Source organism: Pauljensenia sp. 20925_1_25 (assembly GCF_041433955.1).
Taxonomy (GTDB): domain Bacteria; phylum Actinomycetota; class Actinomycetes; order Actinomycetales; family Actinomycetaceae; genus Pauljensenia.
The window spans coordinates 111,838-131,345 of sequence record NZ_JAPWCL010000002.1 but is presented as its reverse complement, the minus strand read 5'-3'; the positions used below and the strand labels follow the sequence as shown (position 1 = coordinate 131,345).

Genomic DNA, 19,508 nt, shown 5'->3' with positions numbered 1-19,508 from the left:
AATAGCACGCTCAGACGCCGGGCGGGCGTGCACCTTATGATATAGGGGGAGTCCTTTGGGCCTACAGACTATGGAGAGAAGGAGGAGACCATGCCCACCGGTAAAGTGAGGTTCTTCGACGCTGATCGCGGTTTCGGCTTCATTACAGGAGACGACGGGGCGGATGTTTTCCTCCACTCGTCCGCGCTACCGTCCGATGTTCGCAGTCCCAAGGTGGGTGCTCGCGTGGAGTATTCGGTGGCCGACGGACGTAAGGGGCCGCAAGCGCTGAGTGTGCGGTTCCTGAAGGAGACAGCTTCCGTTGCCCGCGCTAAGCGCCGCAAGCCGCAGGCGATGGTGCCGGTTGTCGAGGACCTCATTAAGCTCCTCGACTCCTCGAGTGCCTCGCTGCGCCGCGGTTCCTACCCGGACAACGCGACCAAGATCGCGAAGGTGCTGCGCGCCGTCGCAGAGGAATTTGATGCCTAAGACTGGTGCCCGTACGCGGGCAGTGAAGAAGGACGCCGTCCTGGAGGCAGCCGTCGATGTCGCACGCGCCGGGGCCGAGGCCGTGGCGTACCCGCGCCCGGTCGGCGAGCATGTGGGCTTCGAGATGGTGTCGGAGCGCTTGGCCACCCACTTTTTCGCGTCCACGGACGCGGGGTACGTGGGCTGGTGCTGGGCCGTCACCGTCGCCCGCGTGCCGCGCGGGCGCGTCGCCACCGTGTGTGAAGTCGACATGACCCCTCGTGAGGGTGCACTTCTCGCCCCCGAGTGGGTTCCGTGGGAGGAACGCCTGCGTCCCTCGGACATTTCTCGCGACGATGTCCTGCCGTACAAAGCGGATGATGAGCGCCTCGAGCAGGGCTTCGAGGACACCAGTGAGGATCTGGATCTGCCGGTCGTGCGCGAGCTGGGCTTGGGGCGTCCCCGAGTCCTGTCCAAGACTGGGCGGAGCCAGGCGGCCAAGCGCTGGTATGAGTCGGAGCGCGGCCCGAAGCCGGGTCGTCGCCCGCGCAACACCTGTTCAACCTGCGGCTTTCTCATGAAGATGAGCGGCGGCATGCGCACGATGTTCGGCGTGTGTGCCAATGAGTGGGCGACCGATGACGGGGCCGTGGTTTCCCTGGATCACACGTGCGGTTCCCATTCGGAGACCGACGTTCCGAAGAACGGTACGGCGTGGCCGGTGCGTCCTTCGCGCGTGAATGAGGGGGCGCTCGACGCCGAGCCGATGCCGCGCGCTGCCGAGAAGGACAGCGACGAGGCCGGGGCGAAGCAGGCGCAGGATACGACGCACTCCGAGGGAGAGCGCGAGGAAGCGACGCAGAGCGAAGCCGACTGAGGCCTCGTGGATCATAGGCGGTGAGAAAGCACTCGGGGAGGTCCCCGGGTGCTTTCTCAACAAGTGGGAACACAGCGGGTATGTTTGCGTACAGGGGGCGTGACCAGGCACGATTAACCAGTGAACACCCAAGAAAAGACCGCCCCTTCCCGCGGCGGCTTCGCACAGTCACTTGATTCGTTCTTCCAGATCTCCAAGCGCGGCTCGACCATCGGTCATGAAATCCGCGGCGGGATCGTCACCTTCTTCGCGATGGCTTACATTCTGGTCGTTAACCCGGCGATCCTGAGCAACGCTATTCCCGACGACGGATCCATCACCACCCAGGGTATCGCCGCAGGCACCGCGCTGGTCGCAGGCGTCATGACGATCCTCATGGGCGTTGTTGCGAACTACCCGCTGGCGCTCGCCGCCGGCCTCGGCCTGAACGCGGTGGTTGCCTTCACCCTGGTCCTCGGTGCGGGCCTGAGCTACGGCGAGGCCATGGGCATTATCGCGTGGGAAGGTATCCTCATCTTCCTGCTGGTCCTCACGGGCTTCCGCGAGGCTGTGTTCCGTGCCGTCCCCGCCGCCCTCAAGACCGCAATCACGCTCGGCCTGGGCCTCTTTGTGGCCCTCATCGGCCTGGTCAACGCCGGTATTGTGCGCACGGGTGCGACACCCGTTCAGTTCGGCATCTCGGGTTCGCTCGATGGCTGGCCTGCCCTGGTCTTCGTCTTCGGCCTGTTCCTCATGATCATCCTGTACGTGCGGGGCGTGCAGGGCGCTGTCCTCATCTCGATCATCTCGGCCACAGTCCTCGCGGTGATCGTCCAGGCATTCGCGCACATTGATCGGATCTCCGACACGAACCCGACCGGTTGGGGGCAGACCGTTCCGGAGCTCAAGGGTTCCCCGATTGCGGTCCCCGTCTTCGACACCCTTGGCAAGGTGGACCTTTTCGGCGGCTTCGGCAAGCTCGGCGTTGTCTCCGTGATCCTCCTGGTCTTCTCCCTCATGCTCGCCGATTTCTTCGACACGATGGGCACCATGGTGGCTGTCGGTGCCGAAGGCAACCTGCTTGATGAGGATGGCAACCCGCCCAAGACGCGCCAGATCCTGATCATCGACTCCCTGGCCGCCGTGGCCGGCGGCATCGGCGGCGTCTCCTCGAACACCTCCTACGTCGAGTCCGCCTCGGGCGTCGCCGAGGGCGCACGCACCGGCCTGGCCTCCGTGGTCACCGGCGTCCTCTTCCTGCTCTCGACCTTCCTGGCTCCGCTCGTCGAACTGGTCCCGACCGAGGCCGCTTCCACGGCCCTCGTGTTCGTCGGCTTCCTCATGATGACCCAGGTGACTGACATCGACTGGAAGTCCGCCGAGGTCGCCATCCCGTCCTTCATGACGATGGCCTTCATGCCTTTCGGCTACTCAGTGTCCGTCGGCATCGGCGTGGGCTTCGTGACCTACGCGCTCATCCAGCTCGTCAAGGGCAAGGCTCGCACGGTTCACCCGCTCATGTGGCTGGTCTCCGTCCTGTTCATCATCTACTTCCTGATGGGTCCGATCCAGCGTCTCTTCGGCGTCGCCTGATTGCTCACCTATCGCGAACTTGTTGCCCCGTCGCAGCGTCGCTGCGGCGGGGCAGTCGTATTCTGAAAGAACGCGTACGAACGAGGACCGCGCGCTTCGCCCAGGCCTCGTTCGTGGAGGGGCACAGGATGAGGAGGAAAGACATGTCGGCTACGTTTGCATCGTTGCGCTATGTCAACTATCGGTACTGGTTCGCCGCAACGTTGATTGCATCGACGGGCATGTGGCTACAGCGCGTGGCTCAAGACTGGTACGTGCTCACGGTCCTCACCGACCACGATTCCTCGCAGGTCGGCATCGTAACCGCCTTGCAGTTCCTGCCGATTATCCTGTTCTCCGCGTGGGCGGGCGTGCTCGCGGACCGTATCCCGGGGCGGCGTCTCCTACAGTGCACGCAGACTGGCATCGGCGTTGTCTCTCTCATCATGGGTCTCGTCGTCCTGACGGGAACGGGGCAGCTGTGGCATCAGTACATCCTGGCGTTTGTCTCGGGAACGATCTCCGCGATGGATACCCCCGCGCGTCAGGCCTTCGTCGGCGAGCTTGTTCCGCTTGACAAAATGGCGAACGCTGTCGCTCTGAACTCCACGGCGTTCCACGCGGCGCGTCTCATTGGCCCTGCCTCCGCGGGCTTGTTCATCGACTGGTGGGGGGTGGGTCCCGTCTTCCTTATTGACGCCGGTATGTTCGCCGCCCCCGTCATCGCGCTGATGCTCATGCGCGGCGACCGCCTCTACCCGCGCACGCTCGTGCCGCGCGCCCGCGGCCAGCTGCGCGAAGCCGTGGTCTACGTCCGCCGGCGTACGGACATCCTTATCATCCTCGTGCTGATTGCCATCGTGAGCGCCCTGGGTATGAACTTCCAGATGACCAGCGCGCTCATGGCGACCACCGTGTTTGGCAAGACGGCCGGCTCCTTCGGGATACTCTCCTCGTTCATGGCTTTCGGCTCGATTCTGGGGGCGACGGGTGCTGCACGCCGCATCCCTCGCCTGCGCACGATCATCCTGGGTGCCGCCTTCTACGGGTGCGCCGAGATCATGCTGGGCCTGTCCCCCTCGTACTGGTGGTTCGCTCTCCTGTCGATCCCGACGGGTTTTGGGATGCTGACGATGAACACGAGTGCAAACGCCCTCATGCAGACGCGTACGGATCAGGAGATGCGTGGGCGTGTCATGGCGATGTACTCGCTTGTGTACCTGGGCGCGACGCCGATTGGATCGCCGATTATTGGCCGTGTGGGCGCGGTTTTTGGAGCTCGCTGGGCGATCCTGGTGGGCGGGATCGCCTCCCTGGGTATCGCGCTCATCTGCGGTGCGTGGGCGATGATCCACTGGAAGGGGCGCGTCGCGGTTCGTCCCTCTTTCCCATGGGTGGGCGTGGAGGGTGGTTCCTCTGCGGACGCACCGCGCCGCTCGGTCGACCCGAGCTGAGAGTCGGGGACCGCGCGGCGGCGCGAGGCGCTTAGAGGACCCGCTCCAGGCAGTAGTCGATACACTCCAGGAGGGCTTCGACGTCGCCGATCTCGACGCTGGGCCAGGTACCGATGCGCAGCTGGTTCGCGCCCACGCCGCGGTAGGCGCCGATGTCCACGATCTCGTGGGCGCGCAGGTGCGCTGCCAGGTCTGTGGCCTTCACGTCGGCGTTGATCTCGATTGTCGCGGTGACGGGGGAACGCCACGCCTCCTCGGTGACAAAGGGGGAGAGCGCCGGGTGCGCGGTCGCCCAGTCGTAGATGAGGGACGAGGCCTGGGCGCAGTGGGCGGCGACGGCATCCATCCCGCCGCGTTCGTTGAGCCACGCGACCTGACGCTGCGCCATGATGATGGTCGCGACCGCGGGGGTGTTGAGCGTCTGGTCCTTGCGCGAGTTATCAATTGCGGCGGACAGCGACAGGAACTGCGGGATCCAACGGCCTTGGGGGGCAGCCTCGATGCGCCGGGCGCGCTCGATGGCGGCGGGGGAGAGAACAGCGACCCACAGGCCGCCGTCCGACCCGAGGGCCTTTTGCAGAGAGAAGTAGTAGGCGTCGACTCCGGTGAGGTCCACGGGCGCGGCACCCGCAATCGACGTGCCATCGACGAGAGTGAGCGCTCCGGGTGCGTCGACCCGGTAGACGGGGGAGGCCACGCCCGTTGAGGTCTCGTTGTGCGGGTAGGCGTAGACATCGACGCCCTCCGCGGCATCGCGCGGTGTGAGCGTGACCAGGGAGCCAGCCTCGGCCTCGTCGATGAGGGGCGTGCGCAGGTGCGGCGCACGTTCCGCTTCCAAGGCGAACTTTGCGCCGAATGCTCCCCAGGAACCGAAGGCCGCGCGCGAGTCCATGAGGCACGCGCAGGCCACATCCCAGAAGGCGGAGGCACCGCCGTTACCGAGCACGATCTCGTAGCCTTCGGGGACGCTCAGGAGGGAGCGCAGCCCGTCCTTGAAGGAAGCGACGACGTGTCGCACGGGCGCTGCGCGGTGGGAGGTGCCCATGAGGAGGGGTGTGAAGAGGGCTTGAAGCTGGTCGGGGCGCACTTTCGAGGGACCGCAACCGAAGCGACCGTCGGCGGGCAAGAGGGCCGGGGCAATGTCGGGGAAAACCACCATGAACACAGCGTAACCCGCCTTGGCACGCTATTTCCATCATGCTCATTAATCGAATTAGCGTGAAGAAGCACACGTGGGCACGCGCACTTTTTCGCGTCATTGTGTCGTTTGCTTCCAAGAAAAGGAAGGTCAACCTATCCTGTTGTTAGTTCGTAGCCGTCAAAGGAGGATGCCGTGGCAGACCTGATCGACACCACCGAGATGTATCTCAAGACCATTCTCGAGTTGGAAGAGGACGGGGTGACGCCCCTGCGCGCCCGCATCGTGGACCGCTTGGGCCATTCGGGGCCGACGGTGTCGCAGACGGTCGCCCGCATGGAGCGTGACGGCCTGCTGCACGTGATGGGGGATCGGCGCCTCGAGCTGACCGAGGAGGGTCGCAGCCGCGCGACCGAGGTGCTGCGCAAGCACCGCCTGGCTGAGCGTCTGCTTCTCGACGTGATTGGCATGGAGTGGGCACAGGTTCACGACGAGGCCTGCCGCTGGGAGCACGTCATGAGCGACGCTGTTGAAGCGCGCCTGGTGGAGCTGCTGCACGACCCGAGCGTGGACCCCTACGGTAACCCGCTGCCCGGCGTGGGTGAGAGCGGGCGTCTGCAATCCGCGGAGCTCGCAGTGCGTTCCTTCGAGTCGGGTGCGCTGACCCTGGCGCGTATCGGCGAGCCGATCCAGGCCCAGGCCGATCTGCTGGCTTCCTTCGGTGAGCTGGGACTGCGCCCGGGCGCGCGCGTGGGTCTGTCTGCGCACGGTGACATCGTGCGGGTAGCGGCGCTGGACGAGGCGGGGGAGGTCAGCGGGTATCTGACGATCCCGATGGCACTGGCCGCTCACCTGTTCGTTCGCGGCGACTAAGCGCGACCGTAACGAGGCCGGGGTCCGTGTGGGGTCTCGGCCTTCGTTATGCCCAGAATCGAGGGCATCTCGGATGGTGGAATGAGTGTGATGAGTCGGTGATTGGCTGAGTTTTTCCTGTTGTTGCGCGGCATAAATGTCACGAAATGGTAACGGTCGAGGATTGAGGTGTTATAGGAACGTGACACTGACCGCCTGTGCAGGGTATAGTGAGAACCGGTCATCAGACCAACCGCTCATCCGGTACCCGAAGTGAGACAACGGATGACGCGGAAAAAGCGTCTCACGCGGGGAACCCATCATCGGCTCCTCGTAGCCTAGGGGTGAAGCTCGCATGCCGAGCCGGGCCTCCCGCCCGAACCCGACAGCTAACCTCGCAGGGAAACAGGGAGAAAACGAGTGAAGACTTCTAAGCCTGCTCCGCGTCACCGCCAGGCACGTCGCCCCATCGCCGCTGCTGTGGTCGAGGGGGTCACCCCTATGAACGCCGCTCGCCCGATCGCCTTCGCATCGGCCGCCGGTGTTGCGCTGACCGCTATTGCTGCCGGTGTTGCAAACGCCGCGCCGGCCACCCCCCAGTCCGAGCCGCAGAGCGCGGACCTGAACACCACGACCATTGCCGTCGACGACGTCACCACGGTTGAGGTTCCGGATATCGCGTGGACCGCCGAGGATGGCATCGCCGAGTCCGTCACCGCCGAGGCCCCCGCAGCCCCCGAGCCGGAGGCAGCTCCCGCCGATGAGACCGACGCGAACGCCTCTGATGGCGCTGCCTCGCGTTCCGAGTCCCGCGGCGAGATGTCCACCGCGTCTTCGGATACCTCGGCCCGTCAGGCCGCCGTCAACGCCGCTGGATCGGACATCGTCTCCGTCGCCCTCGGCCTGACCGGCATTCCCTACGTCTACGGTGGCGAGACCCTCGCCGGCCTGGACTGCTCCGGCCTGGTCAAGTACGCCTACGCGGCTGCCGGCATCAACCTGCCGCACTCCTCGTCCGCTCAGGCCGCTGGCGGCACCATCGTGTCCAACCCGCAGCCCGGCGACATCGTGGCCTACCCCGGCCACGTCGCCATCTACATCGGCGGCGGTCAGATGGTTGAGGCGACTATGCCCGGCTACAATTCGAAGGTTTCGCCGGTTCGCGGTGGCGCGACCTACGTGCGCTACTGAGCCGTTTGAACGATAGGCAATCGCCGCAGCCCCGAGGGGGTTGCGGCGATTGTTTTATCTTCCTCCACTTGGGCTTTCGCCCACCGTCAAAATGCGGCACAATATAAGTGACTGCCACCACGAGGAGGACATGATGAGTTCCACCGAAGTCATTCTGGTCGGTGTCGATGGCTCGAAGGAGAGCCTTGCCGCCGTCACATGGGCCGCTGATCGCGGCGCGCGCACCGGAGCGCGCATCCATTGCCTGTGCACCTACGCGCTGGCTTCCTACTCTGCCGCCGCCCTCGACGGTGGGTACGCCGTCCTCGACGACGAGGCGCTCAAAGCGGGTGCCGAGCAAGTTGTTGAGGAAGCGAAGGCCGTGGCTCGCGAGCGTGGAGCCGCGCACGTGTCCGGTTCGACCGAGCCGGGCGACCCCGCAGGCGTCCTCATCGATTTCTCCGCTGAGGTCGACATGATCGTCGTCGGCTCTCGCGGAGGCGGTGGCTTTGCGGATCGTCTCCTCGGTACCGTCTCCTCTGCGCTGCCCGCGCACGCCAAGTGCCCGGTCGTCGTGGTGCCTCGCCACACCTCGGGCAAGAAATTCACGCCCATCGAACGCATCGTCGTCGGCATTGACGGAACCGACCAGCCGTCCTGCGCCCTCAAGCGCGCGATCAGCGAGACCGATCTGTGGGGTGCCCGTCTGACAGCTGTTTCAGCCGTCCCCATCGCCGCGGGTCCCTCCGTCATGGCGTGGACCCCGACGGGCGTCGACCACTCCGCCCTCCTCACCCAGGTTCGTCAGGGTATGGACGCCGCCATCGACGCCGCCCTGGACGGGCGCGACGTACACGTGTCGCGCCACGCCCTCGACGGTTCCGCGGCCTCGCTACTCATCGAGTTCTCGACCGCAGTCGACCTCGTCGTCGTGGGCACCCGCGGGCGCGGCGGCCTGGCTGGCGTGCTCCTCGGCTCGACCTCGCAGACCGTCCTGCACCACTCGACCTGCCCCGTCATGGTCGTACCCTCCGCCCACCTGGGCGAAGGCACCACGGCGGTGCACACGGAGTGGGAGCGGCGCTAACTCCTCACCGCGGACGAGGCCGGGGGACCCCACGCGCTCACCCCGGCCTCGTCCGTGTGTGCTCAATATCCCCGCCCCCAGAGTCTCGTTCGTGGGCGGGGTGACGCGACGGGCGGGCACCCACTTTGCTAGAGTTGGCCCGGACAAAGTGTCACGCCCTCGTAGCTCAGGGGATAGAGCACCGCTCTCCTAAAGCGGGTGTCGGACGTTCGAATCGTCTCGGGGGCACTGTGAGGGGACCTCATGCGTAACGCCATCGGATATATCGTGACCGTCGTGGCCGCGCTGTGCTGGGGCGCTTCCGGGGTCTCCGCCGACTATCTGATGACGTCCCACGGCGTCGAACTGACCCTCGTCAGCTTCTTCCGCATGTTTACGGCCGGCATCCTCACCCTCGGCTGTGCGCTCGCCCGCTCGCGCAGGATCACCACCCAACACCGCGAACTGGTGACAACGAGGCGTAACTGGCCCCCACTCATCTCCTACGCCATCTTCGGCCTGGCGGCCTGCCAACTCAGCTACATGGGCGTCATCCGCGCCTCCAACGCCGGCACCGGCACCGTCCTGGAATACCTGGGCCTCATCCTCATCGTCGTGTGGGTATGCCTGAGCCACCGGCGCTGGCCGCGTACCTCCGAACTGATCGCCATGATCCTGGCACTGACCGGCACGTTCCTACTGTCCACGCACGGCACCCCAGGTACCCTCGCCCTGACCCCCGTGACCCTCGCGTGGGGTGGCGTCGCCGCCCTCACCCTGGCAACCTACACGCTGCTACCCGCCCGCCTCATCGCCGTATACGGTGCCGAACTCGTCGTCGGCTACGGCCTGGTCATCGCTGGAGCCGGGGTCGGCCTCGTCGGGCGAGTCTGGCGTTACTCGATCACATGGACGCCCGACGTCATCCTCGCCATGACAATCACCGTCGTGCTGGGCACCGCCGTCGCCTTCACCGCCTTCCTGTGGGGCGTCGACCGCATCGGACCCGTGCGCGCCAGCCTCGTCGGCTGCGCCGAACCCATCGCGGCGACCGTGTTCTCCGCCCTCATCATGGGAAGCTCCTACACGGGTGCCGACATCGTCGGCATGGCCCTCATCGTCAGTGCTGTTGTGACCATTTCCGTTGTCGACCTCATCCGGGCGCGCCGCGTCACACAATAAGGCGGTGCTGCCGTAGGGTTGAATCGTGGTTCCTAGTATCTTTTCGCGCCGTTCCGCCCCCGAGCCCGAGGCCCCCGAAGCCTCGTCCACGTCGACGCACCCGACCACCCTTGTCGGTCAGGCGCGCTCCGCGTGGCGCACACGACTCGAGGAGACCATCGCTGCTGACAGCAAAAACCTGCCGACCCTCTCGCTCACCGAGGCCCACCCCGGCGGCCTCGCCCAGCTCTTCACCGAGCACCCCGTCCGCCTGAGCCTGCTCATCCGCGAACCCATCGCCCTGGGCCGCGCGCTCGACCGCGCCCGCGCGATCATCGCCCGCTCTGAGAAACGCGCCGCCAGCCACGGAACCGGCCCGATCCACCTGGCTATTGGAACCGCCACGTGGCGCCACGGCACCGAACTCATCACCGTGCCCGCCCTGCTGCGCCCCGTACGCCTCGTGCGCCGCAACGACGACGTCCTCATCGCCGTGGGGCACGGTGCCCTCCTTGCACCCGAACTTGAAAACGCCCTGCGCGCGGCCGGAGAAGACATCGACGGACGCGATATTCTCGCCCAGGCCAGCGGACACCACGGGTTCTCCTCCTCGCAGGCCATGAGCGCCCTGCGCCAGGCATGCAGCGTCCTCAACCGCTTTGAGCTGCGCGACGAACTAGTCGTCGGTCTCTTCATCCACCCCGCCGGCCCCCTCGCCGCCAGCCTCGACACCGACGTCGAGGCCCTGGCTGACTCCGCGGTTATCCGCGCGCTCGCGGGCGACCAGGACGCTCGCCGAGAGCTGACCGCCACGCCGCTCACGCGCAATCCCGGCGACCGCGACCCGTGGGCCGAAAAGGGGATCGGCGACCTGCTCCCCACTCAGCAGGACGCAGTCGAGGCCGCATCCGATGGCCGCAGCGTCCTCATCGACGTGCCCGCATACGCCGACGACGCCTCCATCGTCGCCGCCATCCTCGCGGACGCGGCTGCCACCGGGCACTCCGTCCTGCACGTGTCCACCGCACCCTCGCGCTCGATTGCCGCCTACTCGCGCCTAGCCGACCTGGGCCTGTCCGACGTCATCGCCAACATCGACGGATACTCCGACGCGCGGCGCAGCCTTGCCCCGCGCGTCAAGGAAGCAATGGACGACATGGCTCCCGTCGTCGACCAGGTGAGCGTCGACGCGATGCGCGCCCGCCTGCGCCACGTGCGTTCCTCGCTGAGTTCCTACGCGAAGGCCCTGCACGAACCCTACGGACGCTTCGGCGTATGCGCGGCCGATGCCCTGCGTGCGCTCACCGACCTCACCAGCAGCGAGGGCGCACCCACGACCCGCGTCCGCCTGTCTGATCAGACCCTCTTTGAGATCGCCATGGACCAGGGCAAGTCCGCCCGCGCCCTCCTCCGCGAGGCCATCGCCTCCGGACGCTTGACCAGGGGTGCATCCTCCGCCTGGGCAAAGGCCATCCTGACCTCCGACGAACAGGCCTCCGACGCCCTCACGCGCGTCAACCGCCTGTCCCAAACGCTGCCCGAGCTGCTTGTCTACATTTCCTCCGTCGCTGGCGAGGCCGGTATCAAGCCCGCGGGCACCCTCGCCCAGTGGGACCGCCAGCTCGCCATGTTCGACGGAATCGCCGACGTCCTCGACGTCTTCAAGCCCCGCGTGTTCGAACGCAGCGCCGCTGACATGGTGATCGCTACCGCCCCCAAGCAGTGGCGCAAGGACCACGGCATTGCCATGAGCCGAGCCGAGCGCACCCGCCTGGTCAAACAGGCCCAAGACCTCGTCCGCCCCGGCGTCCACGTGCCCGACCTGCACCGTGCTCTCATCCGCGTTCAAGAACGCCGCGACGCCTGGTGCGCCGTGTGCGGCGACGACTCCTGGCCGATCCTGCCCGCTAAAATCGGCGAAATCTCAGCCCTGACCGACTCCGTGCGCGACGACCTCGACGCCATCGCCCCCGTGTTCGTGGACGAAGAACCGGACCTGGTCGCCACCCACGTGCAGCGCCTGTCCACCCTCATTGAACGCTGGGCCGGCGACACGAGCGCCGCCCGCGAGATCCCCGCCCGCCTGGAGATGCGTTCGCGCCTGGCAGCCCACGGCCTCGACGCCCTTGCCCAGGACCTCGCCGACCGACGTGTCGACGAATCCCAGATCGACACTGAACTCGACCTGGCCTGGTGGGCCTCCCTGCTGCGCTCCATGCTGGCCTCCCAGCCCGCCCTCGGCGGCGTCGACCCTACCTCCCTTGAAGACCTCGCCCGCGAAGGCCGCGAGCTCGACGAAGCCCAGGTCGCGTCGCTCATCCCGCAGGCCATCACCGGCGTGCGTAGGATCCGCGCGAACGCCCTCGCCGCGCGCCCCAGGCAATACGAGGAACTGCGCGAACTCCTCGAAGACGGGGGCGCGCCCTCCGACCTCGAGCTGCTCATCGCCTACCCGCTCGTGCGCCACCTCCTGCCCGTCCTCATGACGGTCCCCGCCATGGTGCCCATGCTCGCACCCACCGGGCGTACCGTCGACATCGTCGTGCTTGACGGCGCAGACGGCCTGCCCCTCGCCGAACTTGTGCCCATCATCGCGCGCGGCCACCAGCTGGTCGTCATCGACGACCTCGCCGCCGCCTCCGAAGGTGGTGCCACTCGCGCGCTCGCCGACGTCCTGCCTACCCTGCGCGTCGACCCCGGCCCGCGCCGCCTCAACGATCAGGTCGCGCTGCTCCTCGCTCGCTACGGCTACGAGCACGCCGGCATCCCCGTGCCGTGGACCGCCGCGAACGCTCCCGTATCCGCGCGCTGGGTCGAGGCCACCGGCATGCCCGCCCCCGGTGCCCACGCCATCGAATCGACGTCCGCGGAGGTCCGAGCCGTCGTCGACGCCGTCATCGAGCACGCCGTCGAATCCCCCGAACGGTCCCTCGCCGTTGTCGCCCTGTCCGACCGCCACGCCCAGCGTATCTCCGAGGCCCTGGCAGCCGTGCGCTCGAAGGAACCCGGGCTGGCCTCGTTCTTCGACCCAGCAACGCCCGAACCTTTCGTCGTCATCGGCCCGCAGCAGGCCCTCGGCCTGACGCGCGAGTCCCTGATCCTGTCCGTCGGCTTCGCGAAAACTCCGCACCGTCGCGTCATCCACGACTTCGGGATCCTATCCACCGAAAAGGGTGCGGACGCCCTCGCTGAGGTCCTCCGCATCGTGCGCGGCGACCTTACGCTCGTGTCCTCACTGCGCTCCGACGAAATCGACCGCGACCGGTTGCACCACGAGGGCTCCCGGATGCTCGTCGACCTCCTTGAGATCGCCGAGGGGCACGCGGGCGAAGGAATGGACGCCTGGCCGGTCCTCGCCGGCGAACCCGACCGACTCCTCGTCGACCTGGCGGACCACCTCTACTCCCGAGGCCTCGAAGTCGTCGCCAACGTCGGCATTCCTGGCGGCATGCGTGTCCCCCTGGCCATCGGACACCCCGCCTTGCCCGGCCGCCTCCTACTCGCCATCCTCACCGACGACGAGGAATACCTGTCCGAGCCCAGCCAGCGCGTGCGCGACCGCGCCCGCCCCCGCTGGCTCGAAGCCCAAGGCTGGCACGTCTACACCGCCCTGTCCATGGCCCTGTTCATCGACCCGGAAAAGGAAACCAACACAATCGTCGACGCCGTCCTCGACGCCCTCGACGAACTCAACGTCAGCTCCGACACGCCCGCCGTCGCCGTGCCTGCACACGTTGACGACGACGAGGCCGAAACCTCGTCCGCAACCGGGGGTGCGGACGACTCGGCGGTGAGTGCTGGCTCCGCTGAGGCCTCGATCCCCGTCGCCGCGAAGGACGCTCAGGCACCTGCGACCGAACCCGCCTCCGAGTCTGGCGACGATACCCCGTCTGCGCCCGCCAAGCCGCGCCCGCCCATGCTGGACGACGGCCTCGACGAAGAATCCAAACGCCGCAAGAAAGCAGACGAAGACACGACCGGCATGCTGCTGGAAATCAAGCGCAAGGAACGCGCCTCTGAGAAGAACCGCGGCCCGCGTCCCGCGATTGCCAAGGGCCTGCCACTGGCCGCCTACTCCGACGACCAGCTCGACGAAATGGCCGCCTGGGTTCGCTCCGACGGCGTCGAACGCACCGACCTGGAGACCGCAGAAGAACTGCGCGAAGCCCTGGGCATCACGCGCCGCGGCTTCCAGTCCGACGCGGTGCTCGGCAACGTCGTGCGCCGCACCAAGCCGAAGGCCTCTGCCGCGTCCACGGAGGACACTGCTCCCGGCGACGAGGCCGAGCCTGGCGACCAGGATCCCTCCGATGAGTGAGGCGCCCGCACCGCGCAAGCGCCGCCGCGTCGCACGCTTCGTGTCCGAGGTCGACCTGCGCCTCATCGCCGAGGGCCTGCCGCCCTCCTGGGAAGACCGCGTGCGCCCCGAAGACACGCGCCCCGGCTCCATGGCCGACGCCCCCGACCGGGGCGACGGTGCCAACGACGCGCGCCTGCTCGACAACGTGCCCCCGCACGCACAGGCCCGCGCCTAGGGGCGAGGTCGTCCGCGCGGCGGCTTCCCCCGGACCTGTCCGGGTGGCGGTGCCCGGTGGCGGCGGCCCGCGTGGGGAACTATCGAGTGCGCACGGGTGGCCACGGTAGTCGGCGGAAGGCAACCAGCTGCCCATCGGGAGCTATCGAGTGCGCACGGGTGGCCACGGCAGTCGGCGGAAGGCGGCCAGCTGCCCATCGGGAGCTACCGAGTGCGCATGGGGGCCATGAGATCGAGGCGCGTGCAGCCCACCACCGGGGCGCGCTCGCACACAACCCCTCTCACCATGCACCTCAATCCCCTTTGATACGCGCGCGAACACGCTATGTGGAGTCTGGGCCTTCTCATCCGCACGTGGGCCTGCTATTCCGAGCCTGGGCAACCCCGCCCGCGTGCGGAATAGGGGGTTCACGTGCGGGACAGGCGGCCCGCGTGCAGAACCAGGTGGAGTCGTGTTCTATAACCCAGTTGCCGGGGCACGTCGGTGGATACAAAAATGCGGGGCCGATGCACGCATCGGCCCCGCATTCCCTCGCGAAGAGGGCAAGAGAATCAGGCGCGGTCGCCCTTGGCGAGGGCATCGCGGATCTCCGTGAGGAGCTTGACCTCGTCGGAGATCTCCTTGGGTGCGCCGTCCTCGGCCTTCTTACGGCGGGCGTTGAGGGCGTTCATGGGCACAACGATGCAGAAGTAGATCGCGAAGGCCATGAGGAGGAAGTTAATGATTGCGGTGATCAGGACGCCGAACTTCACGTCGGTGCCATTGAGGGTGAGGATGAATGCATCCGAGAAGTCGGGCTTGCCGATGACGGCTGCGATCAGCGGGTTGATGATGCCGTCGACGAGGGCGTCGACGATGTTCTTGAAGGCGGCACCGATGATGACACCGACGGCCAGCTCGATGACGTTGCCGCGAGCGATGAATTCCTTGAAGCCCTTAAGCATGGGTTCTCCTGTGTGAAAGGTCGGCGAGGCCGACGAGTCTGAAACGCCGAAAGCTTCGGCGTGGCGGGCGGGAGCCGCCGGGGCTGGCGCCGCGCGGGCGCGCTGTTACCACGGAGAACATTAGGGGGACTTTCGTCGTGATGATAGCGAGTAGGGGGGTAATGTTTGTCGCAGTATCGCCAATTTGCGGCGGCGTTACTGCAATGCCGCAGATAATGGGCCTCTGAGAGATAGGTGACAAACGATTGATCGATGTGGCCTGGCGCGTTTGTTAGGGCCTCGTGACACGGATCGTGCGCGTGGGCGTGATGATCGCGTCGATGGGCATGTCATGCGCCTCAAGGGGGATCTGGCCGGGTTCCAGCACCTCGTCGTCAAAAATGACGGCGACGACCGGCGCGGTGGGGCAGCGGTGGGGGAGCGTGCGATCGTACCAGCCGCCGCCCTGCCCCAGGCGCGTCCCGTCCAGGCCCCCGGCCAGCGCGGGCACGAGAATCAGGTCGGCCCGAGCCAGCGCTTCCGACGCCAATGCCTCGCCCGATGGCTGAGCGGGAGGCCTCCCCGGCATCACCAACGCCTGCCCTGCCTCCCACAGTCCCCAGCGCGGTCCGCTCAGAGCCACCCCGGCCTCGTCAACGAGGACCGGAAGAAGCGCGCGGGGAAAGAGGCCGAGCGTCAGGGACAGGTCCGGCTCAAGCGGAGTGGGCACGAAGAGTGCGGGCAAGGCGACGGACCCCATCGACGAGGCCAGGGCGCGCACCTGGAAGGCGATCCCTTCCGCTTCGGCACGGTGACGTACTGGCAGGGGAGTTTGGTCAGTATCTGACGACGGTGCGCCAATCGAGGTGCCGGGGAGTGCTCGGCGACCCCGGCGCCGACCTCGAATCTCCGCGCGGAGAGTTGTTTTTGTGGCCATCGTCTCCCTCTTCGGTCGTTTCTTCGCTACCCTTGCAGTATGTCAGAGAAAAACCAGCCTGTAGTGCACGCCGTTGTCCCCTCGGCCGGTCGCGGAACCCGCTTCCTGCCCATCACGAAGTCGGTCCCCAAGGAGATGCTTCCCGTCGTTGACCGCCCCTCGATCGAATACATCGTTCGTGAGGCCACCGACGCTGGCATCGAAGACGTCCTGTTTGTCACCCGCGCGGGTAAGCAGGCCATCGAAGACTACTTCGACGCTGAGCCCGGCCTCGAGGCCGACCTCGAGAAGGCAGGCAAGGAAAAGGCCCTCGAGTACGTGAACGAGTACAAGAAGTACGCGCGCGTCCACTCCGTGCGCCAAGGGCACCCCCTCGGCCTCGGCCACGCGATCCTCCAGGCGAAGTCCCACGTGGGCGACGCCCCCTTCGCGGTCCTACTGCCGGACGACCTCATGGAACCCGGCTCGCAGCTGCTGCGCAAGATGATCCAGGTCCGCGAGGCCCTGGGTGGCAGCGTTGTCGCCCTGCTGAAGGTCACGCCCGAGCAAGCCACCGCCTACGCCTCTACCGCGGTCGAAGTGCTGCCCGTGCCCGAGGGCGTCGACCTGGAGGAGGGCCAGCTCATGCGCATCACCGACGTCACCGAGAAGCCCCCGCTCGACGAGGTCAAGTCCGAGTACGCCGTCGTCGGACGCTACCTGCTGGACCCGGCCGTGTTCACTGCCCTCGAAAACATCGAACCGGGTGCCGGCGGTGAGTATCAGCTCACAGATGGGTACGCGCGCATGATCGGCCTCCCCGAAGAACAGGGTGGAGGGTTGTACGGTGTAGTCATTGACGAGCGTCGCTTCGATACCGGGGACAAACTCGGCTACCTCGAAGCGAACGTGACGCTCGCCCTTGAGGACCCGGCGCTTGGAGGGGAACTCAGGGAGTTCCTGCGCTCCAAGCTCGAGGACTAAGAACTATGCGAAGCGTTGCCGACTTCTACCAGGACTGCCAGGCCGTCGCTCACGCGGTGCCCCCGCTCGACGTCAAGCTTGCCGACGCAGTGAGCTGCGTGCTCGCGGAGGACGTGCAGGCACCCTTCAACCTTCCGGTCGCCGACCTGTCCGCGTGCGACGGGTACGCCGTGCGCGTGCGCGACTGTGAGGGAGCAACCCTGGAGACGCCGGTGACGCTTCCCGTCACCGAGGAGATCCGCGCCGGGGCCGTCGACCCCGCCGCCCTCGTGCCCGGCACTGCGATCCGTATCGCGTCCGGCGCGCCCATGCCCACGGGTGCCGAGGCCGTGGTTTCCCTCGAGTTCACCGACCATGGAGTCGCTCAGGTCGCCCTGCGCACCGCCCCCGCCAGCGGAGAGAACATCCGCCGCCGCGCCGAGGACGTCGCGCAGGGCGAGACCGTGCTGCGCGCCGGTACGCGTATCGGCGCGCGCCAAATGGCGCTCCTGGCCGGCGTGGGCCGTGACCACGTGCTCGTTCACCCGCGACCGCGCGTCGTCATCATCTCCATTGGCGACGAGATCGTCGAACCCGGCGGCGAGGCTCGCCCCGGCACCGTCTTCGACGCCAACGGTCACGCCCTGGCCACGGCCGTTGCTGACGCCGGCGCTGAAACCTTCCGCGTCGCCGCCGTCCCCGACGAGCGAGGCCGCCTGCGCGACACGATCGAGGACCAGCTAGTGCGCGCCGACCTCGTCCTGACGACCGGTGGCATCTCGTACGGCAGCGGCGACACCGTCCGCGAGGTCCTCGGCGCCCTCGGTACCGTCCGTTTCGATAGCGTCGCCGCCTGGCCCGGCCACATCATGGGCGTGGGTACCGTCGGTGGCGACGATGAGCGCCCCGGCACCCCCATCGTGTGTCTGCCCGGTGACCCGGTGTCCGCGCAGGTCTGCTTCGAGGTCTTCGTCCGCCCCGCGCTGCGCCACATGCAGGGGTGGACCACCGTCAACCGTCCGGTCGTGCGAGCCGTCATTGACCGCTCCTGGTACTCGCCGCGCGGTCGCCGCGAATTTGTGCGCGTTCGCCTCACGGGTTCCCCGCGCGCCGGGTACAACGCCTCCGTCATGGGGACCCCGGCCTCGTTGCTGCTCTCCGCGCTCGCGGACTCTAACGCGCTGGCCGTTGTCCCCGAGGACGTGACGAACGTGCGCGTGGGGGATACCCTGCAGTGCCTGGTCCTCGAATGAGGTGTCTGCTGCGGCGCTCCACGTGCGTGTGGGGGCGCGATATCGAGATGCTCACGCTGCGCGTGACGGATCCTGTGGGGCGTGGGTTTTTGCGCCCCGACCCTGCGGGTGGCCCGAATCCGCGGGAGCTGGTCATCCGCCCCGTGCGCGGCCAGGAGCACCGCGACCTTGATGCTGTGCGCCGCGCTGACGGGCACTGGCTGCGTCCGTGGGAGGCGACTCTGCCCCCGGACACGCTCGAGCATATTCCCACCTTCTCCCAGTACATGCGTCGCGCTGATCGCGACCACCGCGAGGGGACCGGCCTGATTTTTGGCGTCCGAATCGACGGTCGCTTCGTCGGGCAGTTCAGCATTTCGAATGTCCATTGGGGCGCGATGTCGTCGGGGATGCTGGGCTACTGGATTGTGTCGAATTGGGCAGGACGAGGGCTGGGGTCCCTGTGCGCGGCCCTTGTCCTTGATCTGGTGGTGGGGGAGCTGGGCCTGCATCGGGTTGAGGTGTGCGTGCGCCCCGAGAATGAGCGTTCGCTCGGCGTGTGCCGAGGCCTTGGCCTGGTCGAGGAGGGGCTGCGCCCTCGTTTCATGCACATCGCGGGCCAGTGGGCCGACCATGTTGCGTTCTTTATCGACTCCGAGTCGCTGCCTGAGGGGGGCCTCGTGCAGCGGCGGTGGGGAAGTCCCGCGATTTCCTGAGCGGAGTGGGTGCGTCTTTCCGTGCTTGACGCCGTGCGGTTGCTGCGCGCGGGCGAGTGGTGGAGGTGACGTCGTGGTCATGCGGTGTTTTCTTGCGACACCGACCAATTGTGAGGATTGCCGGGCGCGTTACTGTGGCGTTCTTCCTGTTTGACGACTGTGTGATTATGGTCGCGCTCGGGGTGTTCGCGGCGCTGATCACCACCGTCTCGCTGATGCGCATAGTGCAGGTGTTATGAACGCGACAGTTATTGCTTATTTCATACTTACCACTAGGTTTAAGAGTCCGACACGCCCGATTTCGGCGAAGTTGCTACTCGCTAACCATCCTACGTTGAAAGGGTGGAAATTGGTGGACTCGTCATCGCAGCGGTATTTGTGTCGCTTCTCGCGACCGTACCGCAGTTGGTTGAACGCAGAATGGCCATCGTTGAGTCGCGTGAGATCGACCGATTCTCCCCGAGCCTGCGCATGATTCACATGGATGCGTCAGAATTGGACATGTGT

The 19,508-nt window shown here is 66.8% G+C and carries 16 protein-coding genes, 1 tRNA gene and 1 riboswitch; of the genes, 14 read left to right on the top strand and 3 right to left on the bottom strand.

Annotated elements, in window-relative coordinates; all coding sequences use genetic code 11:
• The first annotated feature begins 90 nt into the window (after positions 1–90).
• The 4 genes from O3932_RS01890 to O3932_RS01875 all read left to right on the top strand — a co-directional run bounded on the left by O3932_RS01890 (position 91) and on the right by O3932_RS01875 (position 4,329).
• Positions 91–468, top strand: coding sequence for a cold-shock protein (locus O3932_RS01890; RefSeq protein WP_009648571.1), 378 nt, complete (start codon positions 91–93; stop codon positions 466–468).
• A complete protein-coding gene (locus tag O3932_RS01885; protein ID WP_371535807.1) occupies positions 461–1,324 on the top strand; it encodes a DUF3027 domain-containing protein in 864 nt (287 codons plus the stop codon). The genes O3932_RS01890 and O3932_RS01885 overlap by 8 nt, the downstream gene beginning before the upstream one ends.
• A gap of 120 nt (positions 1,325–1,444) precedes the next feature.
• On the top strand, positions 1,445–2,896 hold the full coding sequence (locus tag O3932_RS01880; RefSeq protein ID WP_371535804.1) for an NCS2 family permease: 1,452 nt from the start codon (positions 1,445–1,447) through the stop codon (positions 2,894–2,896).
• A 143-nt stretch (positions 2,897–3,039) separates the two neighbouring features.
• Positions 3,040–4,329, top strand: coding sequence for an MFS transporter (locus O3932_RS01875; protein ID WP_371535802.1), 1,290 nt, complete (start codon positions 3,040–3,042; stop codon positions 4,327–4,329).
• A gap of 31 nt (positions 4,330–4,360) precedes the next feature.
• Here the strand turns inward: O3932_RS01875 and serC are convergent, their stop codons facing one another.
• Positions 4,361–5,488, bottom strand: a complete 1,128-nt coding sequence (serC, locus tag O3932_RS01870; RefSeq protein ID WP_371535800.1) for a phosphoserine transaminase — start codon at positions 5,486–5,488, stop codon at positions 4,361–4,363.
• A 174-nt stretch (positions 5,489–5,662) separates the two neighbouring features.
• Here serC and O3932_RS01865 point away from each other — a divergent pair, with 174 nt between their 5' ends.
• The 7 genes from O3932_RS01865 to O3932_RS01835 all read left to right on the top strand — a co-directional run bounded on the left by O3932_RS01865 (position 5,663) and on the right by O3932_RS01835 (position 14,251).
• Complete coding sequence (locus tag O3932_RS01865; protein ID WP_371535797.1) at positions 5,663–6,340, top strand: metal-dependent transcriptional regulator; 678 nt, start codon at positions 5,663–5,665, stop codon at positions 6,338–6,340.
• Positions 6,341–6,597: 257 nt separating this feature from the next.
• Positions 6,598–6,737: riboswitch (cyclic di-AMP (ydaO/yuaA leader) on the top strand.
• A 2-nt stretch (positions 6,738–6,739) separates the two neighbouring features.
• Positions 6,740–7,510 carry a C40 family peptidase gene (locus O3932_RS01860; protein WP_009648560.1) on the top strand — a complete coding sequence of 257 codons (771 nt, stop codon included), beginning with the start codon at positions 6,740–6,742 and terminating at the stop codon, positions 7,508–7,510.
• Positions 7,511–7,643: 133 nt separating this feature from the next.
• Positions 7,644–8,576 (top strand): universal stress protein, encoded by a 933-nt coding sequence (locus O3932_RS01855; RefSeq protein ID WP_034505241.1) that lies wholly within the window; start codon positions 7,644–7,646, stop codon positions 8,574–8,576.
• Positions 8,577–8,731: 155 nt separating this feature from the next.
• A tRNA-Arg gene (locus tag O3932_RS01850) sits at positions 8,732–8,804 on the top strand.
• 15 nt (positions 8,805–8,819) lie between these two features.
• Positions 8,820–9,737: a DMT family transporter gene (locus O3932_RS01845; RefSeq protein WP_296501965.1), complete on the top strand. Its 918-nt coding sequence runs from the start codon at positions 8,820–8,822 to the stop codon at positions 9,735–9,737.
• Positions 9,738–9,762: 25 nt separating this feature from the next.
• Positions 9,763–14,034 (top strand): prevent-host-death family protein, encoded by a 4,272-nt coding sequence (locus O3932_RS01840; protein ID WP_371535793.1) that lies wholly within the window; start codon positions 9,763–9,765, stop codon positions 14,032–14,034.
• Entirely contained in the window at positions 14,027–14,251 is a 225-nt protein-coding gene (locus O3932_RS01835) for a hypothetical protein (protein WP_009648553.1), read from the top strand. Before O3932_RS01840 ends, O3932_RS01835 begins: the two co-directional genes overlap by 8 nt.
• Positions 14,252–14,802: 551 nt before the next feature.
• On the opposite strand, the gene mscL is transcribed toward O3932_RS01835, so the two are convergent.
• Positions 14,803–15,195 (bottom strand): large conductance mechanosensitive channel protein MscL, encoded by a 393-nt coding sequence (mscL, locus tag O3932_RS01830; RefSeq protein WP_371535791.1) that lies wholly within the window; start codon positions 15,193–15,195, stop codon positions 14,803–14,805.
• Positions 15,196–15,466: 271 nt separating this feature from the next.
• On the bottom strand, positions 15,467–16,111 hold the full coding sequence (locus tag O3932_RS01825) for a 5-formyltetrahydrofolate cyclo-ligase (RefSeq protein WP_291449354.1): 645 nt from the start codon (positions 16,109–16,111) through the stop codon (positions 15,467–15,469).
• Positions 16,112–16,150: 39 nt separating this feature from the next.
• Between O3932_RS01825 and O3932_RS01820 the strand changes: the two genes are divergently transcribed.
• Genes O3932_RS01820 through O3932_RS01810 form a run of 3 tightly spaced genes read left to right on the top strand, consistent with a single transcriptional unit; the run spans position 16,151 to position 19,001 of the window.
• Positions 16,151–17,074 carry a UTP--glucose-1-phosphate uridylyltransferase gene (locus tag O3932_RS01820; RefSeq protein ID WP_198002824.1) on the top strand — a complete coding sequence of 308 codons (924 nt, stop codon included), beginning with the start codon at positions 16,151–16,153 and terminating at the stop codon, positions 17,072–17,074.
• A 5-nt stretch (positions 17,075–17,079) separates the two neighbouring features.
• Positions 17,080–18,306 carry a gephyrin-like molybdotransferase Glp gene (gene glp / locus O3932_RS01815; protein WP_314735930.1) on the top strand — a complete coding sequence of 409 codons (1,227 nt, stop codon included), beginning with the start codon at positions 17,080–17,082 and terminating at the stop codon, positions 18,304–18,306.
• Complete coding sequence (locus O3932_RS01810; protein ID WP_314567423.1) at positions 18,303–19,001, top strand: GNAT family protein; 699 nt, start codon at positions 18,303–18,305, stop codon at positions 18,999–19,001. The genes glp and O3932_RS01810 overlap by 4 nt, the downstream gene beginning before the upstream one ends.
• The last annotated feature ends 507 nt before the right edge of the window (positions 19,002–19,508 follow it).